The 18567-nt window shown below is 42.2% G+C and carries 21 protein-coding genes; 4 read left to right on the top strand and 17 right to left on the bottom strand.

Annotation, left to right across the window (positions count from 1 at the left end; translation table 11 throughout):
* Positions 1–168 precede the first annotated feature (168 nt).
* Positions 169–1056 (bottom strand): LysR family transcriptional regulator, encoded by an 888-nt coding sequence (locus tag ABWV76_RS02545; RefSeq protein WP_353375135.1) that lies wholly within the window; start codon positions 1054–1056, stop codon positions 169–171.
* A gap of 126 nt (positions 1057–1182) precedes the next feature.
* On the opposite strand from ABWV76_RS02545, the gene ABWV76_RS02540 reads away from it, so the two are divergent.
* Entirely contained in the window at positions 1183–1791 is a 609-nt protein-coding gene (locus ABWV76_RS02540; RefSeq protein ID WP_353375134.1) for a short chain dehydrogenase, read from the top strand.
* Between the two features lie 328 nt (positions 1792–2119).
* On the opposite strand, the gene ABWV76_RS02535 is transcribed toward ABWV76_RS02540, so the two are convergent.
* From ABWV76_RS02535 to ABWV76_RS02525, 3 genes are all read right to left on the bottom strand, one after another.
* On the bottom strand, positions 2120–2827 hold the full coding sequence (locus ABWV76_RS02535; RefSeq protein ID WP_282950995.1) for an alpha/beta fold hydrolase: 708 nt from the start codon (positions 2825–2827) through the stop codon (positions 2120–2122).
* Between the two features lie 277 nt (positions 2828–3104).
* Entirely contained in the window at positions 3105–3263 is a 159-nt protein-coding gene (locus ABWV76_RS02530) for a hypothetical protein (RefSeq protein WP_353375133.1), read from the bottom strand.
* 21 nt (positions 3264–3284) lie between these two features.
* Positions 3285–3407, bottom strand: coding sequence for a hypothetical protein (locus ABWV76_RS02525; RefSeq protein ID WP_353375132.1), 123 nt, complete (start codon positions 3405–3407; stop codon positions 3285–3287).
* A 735-nt stretch (positions 3408–4142) separates the two neighbouring features.
* Here ABWV76_RS02525 and ABWV76_RS02520 point away from each other — a divergent pair.
* From ABWV76_RS02520 to ABWV76_RS02510, 3 genes are read left to right on the top strand one after another with little or no spacing between them, the layout of a single operon-like run.
* The gene (locus ABWV76_RS02520) at positions 4143–4943 is read left to right on the top strand and encodes an iron-containing redox enzyme family protein (RefSeq protein WP_353375131.1); all 801 of its coding nucleotides are present in this window, start codon (positions 4143–4145) and stop codon (positions 4941–4943) included.
* A complete protein-coding gene (locus ABWV76_RS02515; RefSeq protein WP_353375130.1) occupies positions 4921–5691 on the top strand; it encodes a class I SAM-dependent methyltransferase in 771 nt (256 codons plus the stop codon). Before ABWV76_RS02520 ends, ABWV76_RS02515 begins: the two co-directional genes overlap by 23 nt.
* Positions 5684–6619, top strand: a complete 936-nt coding sequence (locus ABWV76_RS02510) for a TauD/TfdA family dioxygenase (RefSeq protein ID WP_282950998.1) — start codon at positions 5684–5686, stop codon at positions 6617–6619. The genes ABWV76_RS02515 and ABWV76_RS02510 overlap by 8 nt, the downstream gene beginning before the upstream one ends.
* Before the next feature lie 227 nt (positions 6620–6846).
* Here ABWV76_RS02510 and ABWV76_RS02505 read toward each other — a convergent pair whose 3' ends face one another.
* From ABWV76_RS02505 to ABWV76_RS02445, 13 genes are all read right to left on the bottom strand, one after another.
* Positions 6847–7800 (bottom strand): hypothetical protein, encoded by a 954-nt coding sequence (locus ABWV76_RS02505; RefSeq protein ID WP_353375129.1) that lies wholly within the window; start codon positions 7798–7800, stop codon positions 6847–6849.
* A 669-nt stretch (positions 7801–8469) separates the two neighbouring features.
* Complete coding sequence (locus ABWV76_RS02500; RefSeq protein ID WP_282951000.1) at positions 8470–8655, bottom strand: hypothetical protein; 186 nt, start codon at positions 8653–8655, stop codon at positions 8470–8472.
* Between the two features lie 455 nt (positions 8656–9110).
* A complete protein-coding gene (locus ABWV76_RS02495) occupies positions 9111–9335 on the bottom strand; it encodes a GFA family protein (RefSeq protein WP_353375128.1) in 225 nt (74 codons plus the stop codon).
* Positions 9336–9876: 541 nt separating this feature from the next.
* Positions 9877–10344 (bottom strand): Cys-tRNA(Pro) deacylase, encoded by a 468-nt coding sequence (gene ybaK, locus ABWV76_RS02490; protein ID WP_282951001.1) that lies wholly within the window; start codon positions 10342–10344, stop codon positions 9877–9879.
* A 258-nt stretch (positions 10345–10602) separates the two neighbouring features.
* Positions 10603–11214, bottom strand: a complete 612-nt coding sequence (locus ABWV76_RS02485) for a LysE family translocator (RefSeq protein ID WP_353375127.1) — start codon at positions 11212–11214, stop codon at positions 10603–10605.
* Between the two features lie 96 nt (positions 11215–11310).
* Positions 11311–11778: a GNAT family N-acetyltransferase gene (locus tag ABWV76_RS02480; RefSeq protein WP_282951003.1), complete on the bottom strand. Its 468-nt coding sequence runs from the start codon at positions 11776–11778 to the stop codon at positions 11311–11313.
* Positions 11779–11887: 109 nt separating this feature from the next.
* Positions 11888–12373 (bottom strand): CYTH domain-containing protein, encoded by a 486-nt coding sequence (locus tag ABWV76_RS02475; protein ID WP_353375126.1) that lies wholly within the window; start codon positions 12371–12373, stop codon positions 11888–11890.
* Between the two features lie 708 nt (positions 12374–13081).
* The gene (locus ABWV76_RS02470; RefSeq protein ID WP_020414903.1) at positions 13082–13438 is read right to left on the bottom strand and encodes a hypothetical protein; all 357 of its coding nucleotides are present in this window, start codon (positions 13436–13438) and stop codon (positions 13082–13084) included.
* Positions 13439–13555: 117 nt separating this feature from the next.
* Positions 13556–13867 carry a hypothetical protein gene (locus ABWV76_RS02465; RefSeq protein ID WP_157533683.1) on the bottom strand — a complete coding sequence of 104 codons (312 nt, stop codon included), beginning with the start codon at positions 13865–13867 and terminating at the stop codon, positions 13556–13558.
* A gap of 457 nt (positions 13868–14324) precedes the next feature.
* Positions 14325–14630: a hypothetical protein gene (locus ABWV76_RS02460; RefSeq protein ID WP_353375125.1), complete on the bottom strand. Its 306-nt coding sequence runs from the start codon at positions 14628–14630 to the stop codon at positions 14325–14327.
* A gap of 213 nt (positions 14631–14843) precedes the next feature.
* Positions 14844–15437 carry a 2-hydroxychromene-2-carboxylate isomerase gene (locus tag ABWV76_RS02455; RefSeq protein ID WP_353375124.1) on the bottom strand — a complete coding sequence of 198 codons (594 nt, stop codon included), beginning with the start codon at positions 15435–15437 and terminating at the stop codon, positions 14844–14846.
* 477 nt (positions 15438–15914) lie between these two features.
* On the bottom strand, positions 15915–17282 hold the full coding sequence (locus ABWV76_RS02450; RefSeq protein WP_026305277.1) for a class II 3-deoxy-7-phosphoheptulonate synthase: 1368 nt from the start codon (positions 17280–17282) through the stop codon (positions 15915–15917).
* A 93-nt stretch (positions 17283–17375) separates the two neighbouring features.
* Entirely contained in the window at positions 17376–18566 is a 1191-nt protein-coding gene (locus ABWV76_RS02445; RefSeq protein ID WP_020414897.1) for an amino acid aminotransferase, read from the bottom strand.
* Position 18567 lies beyond the last annotated feature (1 nt).

Genomic DNA, 18567 nt, shown 5'->3' with positions numbered 1-18567 from the left:
CTCTCCGCCGCGCCTCTCCTGTTCAACTTTTTATTGCACGAATGAAAATCAAGAATCATTTATTTTCCCGATAAAATTGCGTTTCTAAAGATCTCATTTACTCAGTAACTCCTGAATCCCCTATGCCACTCTCGCACCTTTATGTACTTTAATATCAACTAAAGAATACTAGACACACTCTCTCAACAAGTTTACAACCCAATTATGTAAAGCATCATGATCTGAACGAGGGTGCCATGCGGCTATAACATCAAACTCTACCGGCTTGTTTTTCAGATTAAGAATGGCAAGGTTTGAATCACTCGCTACCCGGTTAGGTAAAAAAGCAAGCATATCTGTTTTCTTGAGATATTGTGGAACCGTGGTAAAACATGGCGTAGACATAACAACATTTCTACGCAAACGGTGCCTTGCAAACCAACCATCAATAATTCCTGCCGCACCAGACTTAAGCGGAGATGCCATAAGATGCGGCTCAGAAGCTATTTCCTCCAAACCCAGCTTCTTCTTTACCAGAGGCGAACTCTTTGCCGCAACGCAGACATAGTAATCAGTAAATAATGTGATAGAAGAGTACAGGTCAGAATTTATATCCGAATCTGCAACTATTAAATCCACCTTGGCTTCACTCATTAACTCTTCCAGTCTGTCTGTAGCAATATCCCGTATTACCACTTTCAAGTTGGGAGCTAGCGCTCTGAGTTTAGGCAATAAGCTGGGAAGCACCACTTGTTGGGAGTAATCTGTCGCAGCGATGGTATAGGTTTGTGCTATTTTAGATGGGTCAAAAACTGCTGGCTCCAACAATTTATCTAACCCTTTGAGGATCGCATCAACCTTTTTCCCTAAGTTTATTGCTGTCGGCGTTGGAATTAGTCCATTGCTTTTCCGGAGAAAAAGTTCATCACTAAAAATATCTCTCAACTTTTTTAAATGTTCACTAACAGCTTGCTGAGTAAGGCCGATCTGGCTTGCGACACGAGATACACTTCTTTCAGATATTAATGCCTGGAATATTCGGAGTTGCTTGACCTCCAATCGATTTATTTGGTTCACACTTGTATCTCTTACAAATAAATACTGTTTAACATTGTATCACAATAAAACTAGCATTCTCCTAGTAATTGAGCAGCATCGCATTGCGGCAAATAGTAAATTCTTCATATAAAACAGGTACTTAGAGTGAAAAACGTTATCCTTATTGGCGCACAAGGTAAAATGGGACAGGCCGCTTTAACAGGGTTAAGCAGCCACAAGGTTATCACAGCGAGTCGCTCGGGAAAGGGATGTGACCATCAGGTTGATATTACTGATGAAGACTCTATCAGGCGACTGTTTAAGACGGTGGGCGACTTCGATGCTGTCGTAAACACCGTTGGCTTCTGTGAATACGCAAACTTTGTCGATATGACTGAGCGACAGTGGATGACAACAGTAATGAGCAAGATGATGGGACAAATCAATCTTGTAAGAGTCGGTCAAGAGTACATCGCCGATAAAGGATCCTTTACGCTAATATCCGGTATTCTAAACATCAAACCGATCCCTATGGCAATTGCGGATGCAACAACCAGTGGAGCAATTGATACCTTTGTCAAATGTGTTGCTTATGAACTCCCCAGGGATATTCGAATCAATGTGGTTAATCCAACGGTATTGGAAGAAGCCTGGGATGTCTACGGTGATATGATGCCTGGTTTCGAGCCCGTGCCGGGGCACCTGGTCGGAAAAGCTTTTGAACGTTCAGTCGATGGATTTATAACTGGTGAAGTAATCTTTGTCGATGCATAGCCTGGAGTGTTCAGTCCCCCTCCCCTGCGGGGAGGGTCGCGTAGGAAACTAAAGTATGAACTAAAGCTATTACTTAGTTTGTAATAAGAACAATAGATCAAACTCGCACTAACCGAATACTTTATAGAAAGACTTACTGAACAGATCAAAGACTTGCGTCTTGTTTGACCGCCTACCGAGTGCAAATAGAACCCAGCCATACAGAAAGGTTAATAGACCAAAGGATGCTCCGAAGAAAGACCAATAAACAGCAATTAATTTTATTCTGAACTTTTAATTAATTATCGCTTGATTTTTCCATACCTCTATCACGATATGATAGCGACAATCAAGTCGAACGAATCAACACCTGAGTCAACTCCTTGGGCGTATCTATCATCACATAATGACCACATGAAAGGGTCATAGCCTGCCAATCAATGTCCAGCTCAGCCCTGTCGAAAAAAGGCTTGCCGATACCTGGGCTCCAACCTGTAGCATAAATATAAAGGCACCCAGGCACTTGTTTCCATAAGCCGTCCAGGCGTATAGGTTGCTCAAAGGTCTTTAATGGATGATCAACATTACGCCGATCTACCCAGGCTTGATCTTCAGCATTAACCCCAAAAACTTCTGCTGGGCTAGGTGCCACTCGAAAACCCTGACCTTTAGTTCTAGCGCTTTCCTTGAAACTGGAGGCATCGTCGCTGGGAAGGAGGTCCAGGACACTCTGCCCATCTTCTGGCACTAAAGCATCGAGATAAACCAGGGAAGATATAGCTTGGGGTACTTTATCAGCAACACCTGTTATAACCATACCCCCATAACTATGCCCGCATAAAACAATATCAGACAACTCCTCACACCGAAGAACTCCCAAAACATCCTGAATATGGGTGTCCAGGTCAATCCTATCGTTCAAGAGGTGCGAGCGCTCCCCAAGCCCTGTGAGGGTGGGTGTGAAAACGTCATGACCTGCCTTGCGCAGAAGTGCTGAAACCCGCTTCCAGCACCACCCTCCCTGCCAAGCTCCATGCACCAAAACAAAAGTTGTCACAAATCACTCCTTACTCACCTAATTCTTTCGCTTCAAAGAAAGGTAAATTAGCTTGATCATAGGTCAAGATATCAAATAACGGAGGAGTTGGTTGCTGAATTTATAGCTGGAATCCAGGTACATATTTCGCGGCGATTCGGTCTACAAATTGAATAGGTAGCCCTCCAAGTAAGTTTGTGAGAACGACAATAGATAGTTCGTCCTCAGGGTAGTGAATCACAGTTCCCGCATTGGCACCACTTGCACTAAGAGCCCTATGTCGCCCTCTATCAATAACTTACCACCCCATCGCATACCTATTCTCGATATCGTTAAACCCTCTGGTTTTCCCATCTTCAAGAATGACTGGTGTCCATGGCAAACTGAGGTCTTTAACTAACTTACCCGACTGTAAAGCGATAAGATAAATTGCCATCTCAGTTGCAGTTGTACTCATACCCGCCACAGTTCACATGATCTAAGCAAATTCACCATAAAAATTTACGTGCTCACCCTTACCGGAATCATTCGCATACTGCCTGGCATGATTGGCTGTTGGGCGTACCATATGTTCAAAGCCAGCATTAGTGGTTAACTCCATCCCGACAACCTTCAATTGGTTATCAATTATAAACTTAGGTAAACCACCCTTAACCTATTTATCGATAATTTCTCCAACAATGACATACCTGTTTGGTTGTACCTGAACTGGCTGTTTTGCTCAAAAAATACAGGCAATATCTTCGCCATTATTAACGGAACAGGTTAGAAATTAGTTCATTAGTAATTTGTCGTGGCACCAAGATCATCACACTAAAGAGACAGGTAATTTCAAATCAGATAACACCTTATATAAGAACTGCTAATAAATGCACATAGTCAAAACAGAGAACTGCGCCAGAATGAATACTCCGCCTATCGGCCTTTTCCTCCCATGCAATACGGCTATTGCGGCTGATCGGCAGCGTCATATTTTACTACAAGCTATTAATCAATAAGCATATTTTATTTCGTAATTTAAATGCTATTTTGATAGCAAATTTTTATAGTGTGCCCTGTAATATTTTTTAGGGCATTTGCGACTGATCTTTAAATGACACCTATTGAGATTGAGGGGCATCTTATGTTCGAAGTTACTGATTTTCCCTGATGAATAGCATGCACAAGCCAACTTTTAGCGACAGCATGAATGTGACAGATAGTAATTTGAGCTTGTAAAGAAAATAGGAGGATTACGGGATGCCCTATCTCAACAACATTATTAAGTTATAAATTTATATGTTTTATTTTTACAGAAACATCAATCACTGCATCAGTAATTAATCAGGGAATTCACATGAGCTTTCAAAAAACAGCTTGGTTAAAACAACTCTCCGAAGAGGCCCTTTCACATAGGGCTGTGCACCATCCGTATCTTTTACGGTTTGCCAATGGAGACTTACCAAACTTTAAACACGCCGTTGGGGATTTTGCTCAGCAGTATGGATTTTATTCCTCACGGTTCATCAATATGTTGGCCGCTGTAATTTCGCGCCTAACGCTCAAAAGACATCGGAGTGTCCTTCTCGAAAACCTCAAAGAGGAATCTGGACATTATGAGGAGTCCGAACTCAGAGAACTGGAACAATATGGAATTAAGAAAAACTGGGTGGACAATATATCACATACGGAATTATTCGAAAGATTTAAGTCGCACGTGACACAAGATATCCCAGAAAGCTGCCAGTCGGAAGGCATAGTTTGGTATGAAATGTTATCTGATGTACTGCTTCATGGTTCCACAGAAGAGGCGATTGGGGCTATAGGCATGGGAACTGAGCATATTGTTAGTTCAATTTATCCATATATAGAGAAAGGGTTGAAGAATTTGCAGAGTTTAAAATTAGAAGAATACTGCTTTTTCCCGGTACACACGCTTGTTGATGACAGCCATACAGAGAATCTTAATCAAGTTGCTTTGGATTTTGCTGACACAGAGGAGGGGCGAAGGCGTCTTCGCCATGGGGCGATAAAAGCACTAAATCTTAGAGCGGCGTTTTGGGATGGCTTACTAGATAGAGCCATGAAAGGTTCTGAGTATATTTCCATGGATAATGTACAAAAAGGGATGAACAATGAATCATATTATATCAACTGAGTCAATTTACAATGATCAGGCAGAAAACTGGTTACGGTCTGAGAAAATATTACTGAGTGACTACACAGCAAGACCTATTGTTCTACAGGAATTGGGTAGTGTTACAGGCCAACATCTTTTAGATATAGGATGTGGCGAGGGCTATGTTTCTAGAATGATTTTGGACGCCGGTGCAGCTTCGGTATTTGGAGTCGACTCTTCTTCTGAAATGATTTCTCAAGCGAAATCTGTTGCAGCTGAGCTTGGTTTACATAAAGCAATTTACGAAGTGTCAGATGCTGTTACCTTTAATAGGTACCCCAGGACTCAATTCGATCAAGTAATTGCCATTTTTCTATTCAACTATTTGACAGTTAAGGAAATGACACAGGTGATGACCAATGTAAAGTCACTACTTAGCCCTAATGGAATATTTATATTCACAGTGCCGCATCCTTGCTTACCTTTTATGCGCAATCAATCACCTCCATTTTACTTCAAGTTTGGTGATAAAAATTACTTTGAGGGCGTAGATGTTACTTTTGAAGGTAGAATTTGGCGTAGAGATGGAATTACTGTACCAGTACGCTGCGTGCACAAGACATTCACCCATTATTTTGAAGCACTTCAATCTGCTGGATTTAAAAAGATGCCTTCCATAAGGGAGCTGGCGGTAACTGAAGAGCATCTAACTCTAGATCCGGAATTTTTTGGTCCGCTAAAGGGCTATCCTCTACATCTTTTATTTAAGGTTCAAGCAAATGGCTGAGATAGCTCCCCCTGATCTGGCTGACGCTCAAGCTTGGAGCGCTGTAGATCTGGAAAGAAAAACTGGCTGGAAATTCACATGGCCAGAAGGCTGGAACACTGAGTTCAGATCACTGGTTGATTGGGCTTCGAAAAGGAAAGATCCAATTGAAGACCTAGGCGCCGAATCCGTACTGACACCACGTTTCGATAAGCTCTCCTATCATGTTAAACAAGAACTTCTTCAAGGGAGTGGAGTAGCATGGATTAGAGGCATTAACGGCCTTGATCATAAATCACTTAATCTTCTTTTCCTAAATTTTAGTTTAGCACTAGGTGTCACCATTAATACCTACGGTAGGCTTTATAGAGTTCAGAATACTGGCAGGAGTTACAGGGATGAGTCGATTCCAGTTTCACAAACCAAAGCAGCTACTGGCCCACATACAGACAGTTCGCAAAAATTGATTCAGCCAAGAATAATTGGACTTTGCTGTATTACTCCAGCTGCTCTTGGAGGTAGGACGAAAATAGTATCTGCTGCAAAGGTACATGAAAACATAAGAAAAGTAGCTCCAGACAAACTGAAAATCCTATATAAAAGTTACATTCGAGACCTTGTTACTCCAGGCAGTGATGGAAGTACCAAGAGTTTACTTAGCAACAAATTCCCTATTTTTAGCTATATTGAAGAAAAGCTATCTATCCGCTACATGCGTTACTGGATTGAAAGAGGGCACGAGAAGGTCGGGAGATTGCTAACTGAAGATGACCTTTTAGCCTTTGATTTATTAGACAATGAGTTAAATAGCAATAAGAATAGTATTTGTTTTTCTATGAAATCGGGAGATATGTTGTTTCTCGACAATACCAGAGTTCTTCATGATAGAGAGGAATTTACAGATAAACCTGGTCAAAAACGTCTTTATACTCGTGTGTGGATTGAATAATTGCTTTTAAAAGCAAGGAGTAGCTAATCGAAATACAGGGGGTAGTTTTAAGTTTAGCAGCTTAGATTAGGGGCTTCTCAGAGCAACTTAGCCCCATCGAAATACAGACTATATAGCGCCGACAACCACATTATGAAGCCCTATTTGCATAGCACTAAATACTATATTAAAAGCACTACAACACAATTTATCTATGCGCTACCAAATTGTCATAAGTCCAACATGTACTACTGCCCAGAGCCTTGTAGCGCATTCTTTTTCACAAAAGCCAGGAAATCTCGATGCACATCACCATTAGTACCGTGGCCCACCCCTTCAAAGGTGCGAAAGATTACACGAGCTTTACTTTCTAAATAAATTTTCTGGCTATTATTCCAGCGTTCGGGCTGGATTTCCTTTCCAGTAGTTTTGTATATGATCACTCTCTCTTCTTCTGAATATGCATCATCATATGCAACGGCATCATTCGTATCATTTTCACCCATAAACAAAAATTGCTTAATTTTAAGCCATTGACTTAAATTAAACTCTTTGCCTGTTACCTGCTTATAATCGCTAATTCCCAATGGATATTTGAGGTTGTGCTCACCCATAGATCCAATAGGTAACATTAATGTACCGTTTAGACCACCTGCTACAACAATTTCAGTAGTTTCAGGATGTAATAGCGAGAACCGATTTGCAAACGTACCGGAGGCAGAGAACCCCGCTAGAATAATCTTCTGCTGAAGATCCAAAGAGCGTTCTGCCAAGACCCTCTTAGCATCTTCGATCATGGCTATAAGTTGAAGATCCAATCTTTCATATGGCAGTGACTCTACTTGCATAGAATCTCTATCAAGGGCATGGGTATAAACCTGCCATTGGGATTCGGGCCTAGGGAAAACTGGCATCAAAATTGGATAGGATAACTTTTTAGAAAGCCAGGGGCCAACAGCATTACCTACAATTGTATTTTTTGCTGACTCATAATGAATGGAGAAATCATCTGAAACTTTTCCAGTATTATTTGATTCAACAATCAGGTATAACTTCTTATCCTCTGGAACTGTTTCAGGTATTTTGATTAGATATGGATACCTAAAACCTTTTTCTGGATTTGCAGGTATTTCTAGTACTTCATCAGAAAAACATGTATTTGCACATACAGAAAGTAAAAACACCAACACTATTCTTTTCATTTTGACCCTTATCGATGTGACCTAGATATCTAAAAATTAAAAAGTTGGTAGCCTAATATCCAGAGACGCAGCTATTATATACAAACCGATTTTCAACCATCTAAATAGCCTTTATCATACCTAAGCAGCTATTATCAATTGGCAATCCTGGAGCCATTCTCAATACCATATAATTGAGACAACAGTACAGATAGCGTGCGCTTCTATCATTGTTACTTCATTTTCCTCCCTCTATTAGATAGATCACTTCTAGACAAGAAATACGACCACATGTTCCATTTTTTCGCACCATATTTTTTAGTCCTTGCACAAAGATCGATATCAGCATTTTAGAATTTATTTGAACAGTATTGACTGCCCTGAAAACAACATCTTTATACTTAATCAGAAACACATGTCACCCTATTTATAAAAAATACTTCAACTCTTATTTGAGATCATATTGAAGCAAAATTACCGATTTAGAGGAGCGAGTAGCATGTATATACCAAAAGGAATTGACACGTAAACTTAGCATGACCTCTTCGACATTGATCATAGGGCCATTAACTTTTTCAACTGAATTGGTGGTATATTCGCTACTGATATTTATTATCCATTAAATACAGCCTGATTTAACCCAAAGGCCATTGTTCAATAGCTTGTTAAGAGCACCAACACAATTGGGCTTCATAGTAGATGGTCTACCTCTATATAGGCGTCTTCTGAACCTCTAGGGACAAGAGCTAATTCAATGAAGACTTTGCCCTTATCTGAATCAAACTTCCAGTGTTCGAATTGATCTAAGTCCGTATTAGCAAATCGCCTGATAAGACAAAACATTTGCTTGAGCTCTTCTTGAGATAGCTTTTCCATATATAATCCTTATCTGTTCAGACTAACTACCGCCTTAAGAGCAATCCGGTAATATAACCTAGCAACCGATACAATTACATTTATAACAAATATCAGTAAGCAGCCCTATATAGGACTTCCATGAGAAAATCATTGGCTTATTTAATATGATCTGTTCAACGACTATGATCCTGGATACATAAATTCAGTTTTCAGTCCTCAGTAACAACCTTCATTTTGACTAAAGAAAAAATTTTTTAAATCCATATATTACCAGTATTTTTTTTGTATCGTTTACTCTAGATCCGCCGGGTGATTGATACCATCATAGGTTGGAATACCCTCTATTTTTAAGGGATTTATACCCTCCAAGCATCCCACATTGATCCAAACTGTCTCGGATTAGAACGCCTCTTGTGATGCGTATAAATACCACATTTCTCACAAAAGTAATGTATCGCCGTTCTTTTATTAAACTAATAAAGTTTTAAATGCTGCTCCCCTTTTAAGATTTTAATACCATTTAAAGATACGGAAGCAGCAACCGCTCCTCTCCTACGGCACATAGAACAATCACAGCGCCGAAGATCTATAAGTCCCTCCGGTAAGTCCAGCTCTATTTCTACAGAACCGCAGTGACATGAGGCTCTATGCTTAAGTTGGATTTTTACTCCATCAACTTCCTTGATATTTACGCTCATGGTTACTTCCTTTGGTTCATATAACACTTGGTTTAGCGACTTATGATATAGTAGATATTCCTATTTAACCATTTGTTATATGCCGATTGAATATTTGTTCCAAATTCCCTGTAGTGAAGGTCGGTTTTTGTACCACCTTAACAAATGGCAAAACTGAGAAGCCCTTCGTTTCTAGCATCGGGATAGAAACTCTTATTCCCAACAGAAAACTGTATTGTGCCTTCTACATCTCCAACTCAGAGTTTTTCCAGTGTTCAGGGACATTAATTCTTGTTTGAATCTATCCAAAATGACCTGGAGTTAGACGCTGGTTGATTTCTCGCATCAAGCCAATATCAATCAGCTTATTCACCTGCTTTAATTCATAAATTATTTTGTCATGCTCCCACGCAGACTCTGCTCTAGCACCAAAAAACAGGAAAAAAGAACAAGCTATATGGTCCGTTTCATGTATGCTCTTAACGCTATGAAGACATATAATACTTGCAGTGTGAATGCAACGCCTTTTCGTGCCCTATTTCTGTAATTGTCATAAATGGATCTATTGACATATTTTAGAGAAGACCCCGTTGACAAGACTTGCTAGATCATTAGGTGCCAGCTCAATTTCAAGCCCTCTGCGGCCAGCACTAACATAAACCGTCGCGTAATTTTTAGCCGATGAGTCAATAATAGTTTTGAGTCTCTTTTTTTGCCCTAGCGGGCTAACGCCACCTAGCACATAGCCAGTGGATCGCTCCACATCAGATTTAGCAGCCATTGTGGCTTTCTTTGCTCCAGCTGCTTTAGCTATACGTTTCATGTTTAGCATTGATGAAACAGGTACTATTCCTACTGCTAGCTCTTTATTATCAAGAATAACTACTAGTGTTTTAAAAATCTTAGCTTCGGCCACTCCCAGCTTTTCTGCAGCCTCTAACCCGTATGATTCACTCGATGAGTTATGTGTGTATTCGTACACTTTGAAGGTAATTTTCGCTTTTTTAGCTGCATTAATTGCCGGGGTCATTCTACTCTCAGGCTTCCAACACTTTTTGTTTAGAGAAGGATCGACAGGTGCAAATTTTCCAATTTTACTATAGCGATCATATAAAACTTTTACTATTTATTACGTCTCGATTAACTATTTATTAATATTCCGTATCATGCCATATTAAACACCAACCCATGGTTTTATTGAAAACTATACTCCTGCTTTAAACCTATTAGGGTTTATTTGACATTTACATTTATCTGAATGTCTCACGATAATTGCCTTACTGTGCTTTTACTTGCTAGCTGACGCAAGACCAACACCAAAACACATAAATGTACCCCCACCTACCCGATTAACCATACGCCCCCCTTTTTCAGAAGAAAGCCAACCACGTGCCGACTTAGCAAGGTGTGCGTATAAGGCATGAATTACAATAACTAAGCCACTATAGGTGACAACTAGCAGGAAAAATTGACCTACAAAATTTGAATTGTAATTAACAAACTGGGGGAATATCGACATGAAAAAGAATACAGCTTTTGGATTGGTAAGCTGTAGCGTCAGGCCCTCAGCAAACTGAAGCTTTCTGTTTTTCGTACCTCCAAGGCTGGCTTCGACTTGTTTGGTCGGCGAGCGCCATAACTTTATGCCTAAATAGATTAAATAAGCAGCGCCAATATATTTCATAATACTGAAGGCCACTGCGGATGTAGCTAGGATAACACCAAGGCCAGTTGCCGAAACGCCTGCAACTATAAAGGTACCGAATGCGATTCCAAGAATGCCTCCTATCGCACCTGAAGTACCGTAACGAATGGCATTCGTGAGTGTCAGGATAACACCCGGACCTGGACTTAAAATTGTTGCCACAGCGATTATAAAGAATAAGATATAACTTTCCATACATACTCCCTAAAGCTGGAAAGGTTCTAAAAATTATGTTTTCATTGATAACTGGCAAAAAGAGCAATGGAAAACCAGTCTGGCAGCATGCGCTTGCTATGTACATTCTTCATCAAGACTAAGCCTCATTTCCAGCAATGATGGTTTGAAACCAACTTTTTCGTACGCCCTGATAGCTGGGTCATTTTCAGAATACACATCTAGATAAAAATCGATAATACCTCGCCCCTTGCTCCAATCAATTAGTTTGTTAATTAGTTTCGCATTAACGCCTTTTCCCCTATGGCAAGGAGATACATACATAAAACCAAGATAAGAATGCCATTTATGCTCTAATGATTGCTTTGAATCTCTGATTTGGGCATAACCTGTACCAATAATTTCACTATCAACCTCAGCAACCAAAAGATAGGATTCAGGACATGCAATTAGTTTTTTAATATCGTAGTAGAATGCTGATTTCCTCTTCAATAAAGAGTTAAATGGTCTCTCCGCATCAATGACACACTGTTCAAGTTCCAATAATCGAGGAAAATCACTCATTTCGGCTTTTCTAATATTCAAACTCTAATTCCTATTCATTGGGTGGAGAACACATAATGCAACCCATAGCGATGAATTGTCTTTAACGGCACAGCCGCGTCAATTTTCCCGGCCAGTGAAGCAGACTGTACTACAGGAACTTCTTATCTTCTGTCCATTCCGAATAAGGCTCGTTCAACAAAGAAGAGTTGAAGTATTGAACCTGCCCAGTAACCTCTTCAGTTACCCAGGCCGGAATATCCACAACTTCAGCCTCACTGGACAATTCCACTTCTGCAATAATCAGGCCCTCATTCTTGCCATGAAATACATCCACCTCCCTCAAGTGCTTGCCGTGCTGAATCTCATATCTTGTTTTAAAGATGGTATTACCTCGACATAACTCATCGATGATACACCTAGCATCTTCCATCGGAATTTCATACTCAAACTCCGAACAAGTCATCCCTCTGAGCTCACCTTTTAGGGTCAGGTACGCTACATCATCTTTGACTCTGGCTCGTACTACAGTTTTATCAGCGGTATTAACATACCCCTGAGAGATACGTACTCCACCGGTCAAATCGGAAACAATTCGATGATCAACTAGAAATTTTCTTTCTATCTCTATGGCCATTTCTATCTTCTTGCTAGCACATAAAATCTCTATGACTGCCACGTATAGCTGATACGTCCGGCTCCGACAGGTATGTAGTTGATTGGCTTGTTAGCTGTTTTTGACCCACATACCGCACTTTGACTGAATAATTTATAGTAATAATTTTCTTCGGTACCTCGCCTAGACTGAATGTAGCATACGTGTGCCTATCTTTATCTGATGATCTTAAGAAGTACGTTTCTCCAGACACCTTACTAAGGCTCTTGTAGTTACTTATTGTTTTTTCCGTAACAAACCGATCGCAACTAGGCAAGCTAAACTCTATTAATCCATACTCAAATGTATTAATTGTAACTTTTGCGGAAAAAACTTACTTTCTTGGCCTACTTCTCTATATGCCCATGAGTTGCCGCTGGTGCTGCATTGGCTATCGTAATAGCGTTCACATTCAATCTTTCTAGTGATTATTTCCTGTCCTGGATATTCAAGAATCACCTCATAGTACCCTTTCTCGGAATCTTGGCATCTATACACATTGCAGTATGAATCACAAGCATACATCCAGTTAAAAACACACCAAGTAAGAAACACAATATAAATCTCATTTTGGCACTCTGACAGCTGGCGCTCGTGTAAGTAGCACTAAATGGTGCTTAATCCATATTTTCTTCTGGGTACACCGACAGAGCGTTACTATAGTGGTCTTCCTCGATGCACTTATTATGCCTAACTAGTACATTTGTGGTATTGGAACATTCCATTTTTTGTTCTGCGGGTGAGAACCTGAGAGCTGGCATCCAGGTAATATACTTCTTCTGACAACCATTCTTCCCCCTCACCCACCATGTGCAATGTTAATTCTAGTTCATCATTCTCAAACATAATTAATTTGGGCTTTCCAGAAGACTCCCAAAATATGATCCGCTTTTCTTCAATACTAAGCACATCGAGTGGAAACTGTGCAGAACACGAATCTTTGCTACCACCCCACTTACCTAAGAACGACTCTGGAATGCCAAGCATACCCTCAGCCATAGTAAAATTAGCGAAAATTATAAATACCACAACTAAAAAGTGTTTCATATTCACCTAAAAAGTGTAACGACGTCATTTACAGCAAACCTCACACTGCAAAATTTATAGCCTATTCGGCCCAGCTTGCTGAGCGTAAAACTAAGCTTTGTTGCCAATAGTCGGGCGCTATTGCCATCCTTGATATTTACTTTTTGGCTTTTTATCAAAAATTCGGCTAAAAACCTTGGACAAAACACCTGAAATAATATCTTCTTTATTAACGGAATCGTTTTTTCGTAATTCTTCCGCCTTATTTTCCAATTCTGCAGCTCCAGAATAATCATTGATTACTCTTGCTTCTTCTGCCTGAACTTGAAGTTCATTAGCTCTAACGTTTTTTTCAAATACATTCATGGATGTTGCACATCCAGAAATAGTTAAAATTGACAATATTAAAATAACTCTTCTCATACCTGATTCAGTAATTTGGGTACTCATAAAATACGCATTTGTTGTAGCTGGTTCGTAGCACTATTTACCTGGCCTTATTCGCCTGTTCACTATTTGGTACATTATTTAGCCGCTGCTTTCATCATCGACAGAGTCCTCCAATGAACATTCACAGGATATCCTTTTACACAAGTAGTAATATCAGTAGTGAACCTGTCAGAGAATGAGTAAAAAAATGATATTCCAGCCCAAAACCTAAGAAAATTATTGGCGCTCGCCATCTAATTTCCTCGCCTGCTTTTAATTGCTCTAAGAGATCTATTATGCCAAACAAAAAAAGGACAAAGCCAGTATAAAGAATATACCTTTAGTTGCTGATTGCATACTTAATTCTTAGTGCATTAATGCTCAATGCAAGCGTTCAACATACAATGTGCTGTGTAGACTATCTTGCCGAGTTCCGAGAGAGCTGTGTACCCTGCTTTCCTTTGTTACAACCGGAGCACTAGACTTGTACTTCCACGCTTTTTGGGTTCAGAGCCAATGCTAGCTCTTGAAATATACGCTCTTCCACTTGTGAAATGCCGCCTTCAACCATCTCTTTAGGCTCTACAATTACCTTCGGTTTTCGCTTAAAGAGCCCTTTTATAGATAACTTTTTCTCGGCACTAATGATGCATCTCCACGCTGTATCAAAGTTTCCAACCAAAAGTCTTTGTGTTGTGAACGGCTCCGTTGGAGATTCAGAGATAACTTTAGAGCCAATAGATAGCTCTATTTTATTTATATAAATCTTTAACTTTACTTCCATTTCTACTCGGTTACTTAATTATAGCATTTATTCAGACATTTTACTCCGGCTGTATGCCATATTCCTCTGCCATTGGCACTGGCACAAATGAAGCAAAGTCCGAAATTTGGATAACTTTAGGAGAGCCAGAGTTATTTCCGAATATATAATAGAGTTTGATATAGAAAGTACAGCTGGCCATACTTTACATAACGGAACAAGGATACTAAGCATTTACTGGTTGTTTTTTGCCCACTGTATAGCAGCATGCAACCTATCGCCACCCCAAAACATTTCATCTCCAACCATAAACGTTGGAGCTCCAAAAATACCTTTTTTCTTCGCTTGATCTGTGTTTTCTTTTAGCATTTGCTTTGCCAATGGAGTATTTGCACGTTTAATTTTTGTAAATGACTCTTCATCTGAAAAAGGCAAGCATTTTTTCAAGGTTTCTTCAAGTGAGATGTCAAGATCAAGCTCAAAATTAGCAGCGTATACAGAACGGATAAATTCAGGCACCCACTTTTCACCAGAAAATAAGCAAGCTATTTTTGCAGCTTTTAACCCGTTGCGAGGAAAACTGGTTGGCTTTTTATAGTTCAGGCCATCAGTTTCACATATTCTCTCTAGATCTCTCCACATGTATTTGCCTTTCTCAGGATAAATATTGAAAGGAGAATCATGCCAGCCTTGATTGCTGAATATCGGCCCGAGTAAAAAAGGCTTCCACTCCAAGTGCCCACCTTGCTCGGTCACCATTTTTTCAATCTTCATAGCTACGGGGTAAGAATATGTGCTTCCAAATTCGAACCAGAAATCAATCTTCATAGTTACCCGGCTTACCAATTAAACACAATGCCCAGTACACGGGCGACCGAAGCAGGATCTGGACAATTCCGCCTGCGCTTCTTGCCGATAAGCATACTGCTCTTTGCCAAAGGTATGTTGCACGATTTCAATCGCCCCCCCTGTTTCTACGGCACCATTAATGGGGTATGAGTCTTGGCTGGAGCTACATCACTGGTTTTATAGTTTGGAGCGCTCTCTATTGTACTAGAAAAATGTAAGACTATTAGAGCCCCAATTACCGGAATAGCCCACACGATTAACAACTGAATAAGCTTTTGAAGAGCCCGTTAATACTAATGGCTCAACTGGGTAAACAGTCATCAAGATTACTATTACAAAGCCTCTTACAACTCCCCATCTATTGAATTAAAAGACTTTTTGAACAAGAAGAGAAAACCCCTTAGCCAAGCCCAAAGCCTGAATAAGGGGTTTTATATTTGCTTTTTAGCCAAGCTGTTAAGCGATTCGCCCTGCGCGCAGCCATTCGGCCACACAGAAAGCCAGCTCCAATACCTGATCAGCATTTAAGCGGGGATCACACTGTGTGCGATAACAGCTGGCAAGGTCTGCTTCGGAAATTTTCCATGCGCCGCCGGTGCATTCAGTTACATGTTCACCGGTCATTTCCAAATGAATACCGCCGGGGTGACTGCCCTCAGCCCAATGTACTGAGAAAAAGTCCCGAATTTCACGCAGGATTTTATCGAAGTCTCGGGTTTTGTAACCATTGCCGGCTTTTACGGTGTTACCGTGCATAGGGTCTGTACTCCAGACCACAGAACGGCCCTCCCTTTGTACTGCACGTACAAGTTCCGGCAGCTTATCTCCCAGGGTGTCTGCGCCCATACGGGTAATTAACGTGAGGCGGCCAGCTTCATTCTCAGGATTGAGCTTGTCGATCAAACGCAGCAGCTCATCTGGCTGCATGCCTGGACCGACTTTTACACCAATGGGGTTGCACACTCCTGACAGGAACTCTACATGGGCTCCATCCAGCTGGCGAGTACGCTCACCAATCCACAGCATATGCGCAGAACAGTCATACCATTTGCCGGTGAGGCTGTCGGTACGGGTCAAAGCCTGCTCGTACTCCAGTAGCAGTGCTTCATGCGAGGTATAAAGCACGGTCTCACGAATTGCGGGGGTATTGTCAGAAGTAACACCACATACCGCCATAAATTCCAGGGCTTCCTGTAAACGCTCCGCCAACTGCGCGTATTTATCGCGCTGGGGATTGTTCTTGAGGAAGCTCAAATTCCAGCCGTGTACCTGGTGCAGATCAGCCAGGCCGCCCTGGGCGAAAGCGCGCAGCAGGTTGAGGGTAGCCGCGGATTGGTTATAGGCGGTAACCATGCGCTGGGGATCAGGCTGGCGAGCTTCCGCAGTAAAGTCGATACCATTGATGATATCGCCACGATAACTGGGCAGCTCAATACCATTCACAGTTTCAGTATCTGCGGAGCGCGGCTTGGCATATTGACCTGCCATCCGTGCCACTTTTACTACCGGTAGATTACCGGCGAAAGTGAGTACCACCGCCATTTGCAGTAATACTTTAAAAGTATCGCGGATGCGGTTTGCGTTGAAGTCAGCAAAAGATTCAGCACAGTCGCCGCCCTGTAACAAAAACGCCTTTCCTTCCGCTACCTGGGCCAACTGACGGCGTAGCTCGCGCGCTTCGGCTGCAAATACCAGAGGCGGATGGCCAGCAAGCTGTTTGGCTACCTGGGTAACATCATCGGTGGAGGTATATTTGGGCTGTTGGTGTGCGGTGAAGTTTCGCCAGCTCTGAGGGGTCCAGATTTGGGTGGGGGATTCAGACACTGGGGCTCCTAGCTCAACTTCCATCTTTCACTCTTACTTCTTTAGATAAATCTTAAGGGATGAGCAGTACGCTCACCCCCAAATGTGCCGAATTTACAGCACGCTGGCAACCGCCTTGCAGAAGTATTCCATATTGTTGGAGCTCAAGCCGGCAATACTGATGCGGCTGGAGTCCACCATATAGATGGAATAGTCCTTTTGCAGCTGTTGCACCTGCTCTGGACTAATGCCCAGGAAGGAGAACATGCCTTTCTGCTGGCGGATAAAACCGAAATCGCCTGCGGCTCCGGCAGCCGCCAGACCTTCTACCAAACCTGCGCGCAGCCCGTTGATGCGCTCACGCATCTCGGTAAGCTCCGCTTCCCAGTTCGCTTTCAGGCCTGCATCTGTAAGGATAGATTCCACAACCGCAGCACCGTGGGAAGGTGGCATGGAATAGTTCCCGCGAATTGCACTCAGCATCTGGCTGTGGCCTTTATCGGCACTCTCACCATTGGCATAGATCACCATGGCCAGGCCAACGCGCTCACGGTAAAGGCCGAAGTTTTTGGAGCAGGAAGCAGCTACCAGCATTTCAGGTACAGATTCCGCCATCAGGCGCAAGCCGTAGGCGTCGTCTTCCAGGCTTTCACCGAAACCCTGGTATGCCATATCAATAAACGGAGTGAAACCCTGTTTCTGGGCCATTTCCGCCAATACTTTCCACTGCTCACGGGACAGGTCCGCGCCACAGGGATTGTGGCAACAGGCATGGAACAGGACCACATCGCCTTCGCCCACGTTCTTCAGTGTCTCCACCATTTTGTCGAACTGCAAGCTGCTGGTGGCGCGATCGTAGTAGGGGTAGCTCTTGATATTCAGGCCAGCATTCCCCAACAGCGGCACGTGGTTCGCCCAAGTGGGGTCGCTCACCCATACGGTAGCTCCTTCCTTGGCGCGGTTGATCAACTCCGCCAAAGCACGCAGGGCGCCGCAACCACCGGGCGTTTGGGCAGAGCGTACGCGGCCACCTACCAGGGCGGGATGTCCGGCGCCTAGTACCAACTCCTGCATCACCGAATTGAAGCCTGGTGTACCGGCTGGGCCGATATAGGCTTTGGTTTCCTCACTTTGTAACAAGCGAGTCTCCGCTTCCTTTACCGCCTGCAAAACCGCGGTGTGGCCGGCCTCATCCTTGTAGACCCCTACCCCAAGGTCGATTTTGCTGGGGTTTTCATCCGCACGATAACTGGCCAATAGACCCAGGATGGGATCTGGCGGGAGGCTGCTTAAATGCTCAAACATC

Origin of the sequence: Microbulbifer sp. NBRC 101763 (genome assembly GCF_040371615.1) — a bacterium.
Taxonomy (GTDB): domain Bacteria; phylum Pseudomonadota; class Gammaproteobacteria; order Pseudomonadales; family Cellvibrionaceae; genus Microbulbifer; species Microbulbifer variabilis.
Note: the sequence above shows the minus strand (reverse complement) of the source record. Positions and strands in the feature narration are given on the sequence as shown.

What these genes read in the sequence shown, in the direction of transcription:
- ABWV76_RS02530 (WP_353375133.1), bottom strand. Translation starts at nt 3,263, where the DNA reads ATGAGTACAACTGCAACTGAGATGGCAATTTATCTTATCGCTTTACAG.
- ABWV76_RS02525 (WP_353375132.1), bottom strand. Translation starts at nt 3,407, where the DNA reads ATGGAGTTAACCACTAATGCTGGCTTTGAACATATGGTACGCCCAACA.
- ABWV76_RS02520 (WP_353375131.1), top strand. Translation starts at nt 4,143, where the DNA reads ATGAGCTTTCAAAAAACAGCTTGGTTAAAACAACTCTCCGAAGAGGCC.
- ABWV76_RS02515 (WP_353375130.1), top strand. Translation starts at nt 4,921, where the DNA reads ATGAATCATATTATATCAACTGAGTCAATTTACAATGATCAGGCAGAA.
- ABWV76_RS02510 (WP_282950998.1), top strand. Translation starts at nt 5,684, where the DNA reads ATGGCTGAGATAGCTCCCCCTGATCTGGCTGACGCTCAAGCTTGGAGC.
- ABWV76_RS02505 (WP_353375129.1), bottom strand. Translation starts at nt 7,800, where the DNA reads ATGAAAAGAATAGTGTTGGTGTTTTTACTTTCTGTATGTGCAAATACA.
- ABWV76_RS02500 (WP_282951000.1), bottom strand. Translation starts at nt 8,655, where the DNA reads ATGGAAAAGCTATCTCAAGAAGAGCTCAAGCAAATGTTTTGTCTTATC.
- ABWV76_RS02495 (WP_353375128.1), bottom strand. Translation starts at nt 9,335, where the DNA reads ATGAGCGTAAATATCAAGGAAGTTGATGGAGTAAAAATCCAACTTAAG.
- ybaK (WP_282951001.1), bottom strand. Translation starts at nt 10,344, where the DNA reads ATGACCCCGGCAATTAATGCAGCTAAAAAAGCGAAAATTACCTTCAAA.
- ABWV76_RS02485 (WP_353375127.1), bottom strand. Translation starts at nt 11,214, where the DNA reads ATGGAAAGTTATATCTTATTCTTTATAATCGCTGTGGCAACAATTTTA.
- ABWV76_RS02475 (WP_353375126.1), bottom strand. Translation starts at nt 12,373, where the DNA reads ATGGCCATAGAGATAGAAAGAAAATTTCTAGTTGATCATCGAATTGTT.
- ABWV76_RS02470 (WP_020414903.1), bottom strand. Translation starts at nt 13,438, where the DNA reads ATGAAACACTTTTTAGTTGTGGTATTTATAATTTTCGCTAATTTTACT.
- ABWV76_RS02465 (WP_157533683.1), bottom strand. Translation starts at nt 13,867, where the DNA reads ATGAGTACCCAAATTACTGAATCAGGTATGAGAAGAGTTATTTTAATA.
- ABWV76_RS02460 (WP_353375125.1), bottom strand. Translation starts at nt 14,630, where the DNA reads ATGGAAGTAAAGTTAAAGATTTATATAAATAAAATAGAGCTATCTATT.
- ABWV76_RS02455 (WP_353375124.1), bottom strand. Translation starts at nt 15,437, where the DNA reads ATGAAGATTGATTTCTGGTTCGAATTTGGAAGCACATATTCTTACCCC.
- ABWV76_RS02445 (WP_020414897.1), bottom strand. Translation starts at nt 18,566, where the DNA reads ATGTTTGAGCATTTAAGCAGCCTCCCGCCAGATCCCATCCTGGGTCTA.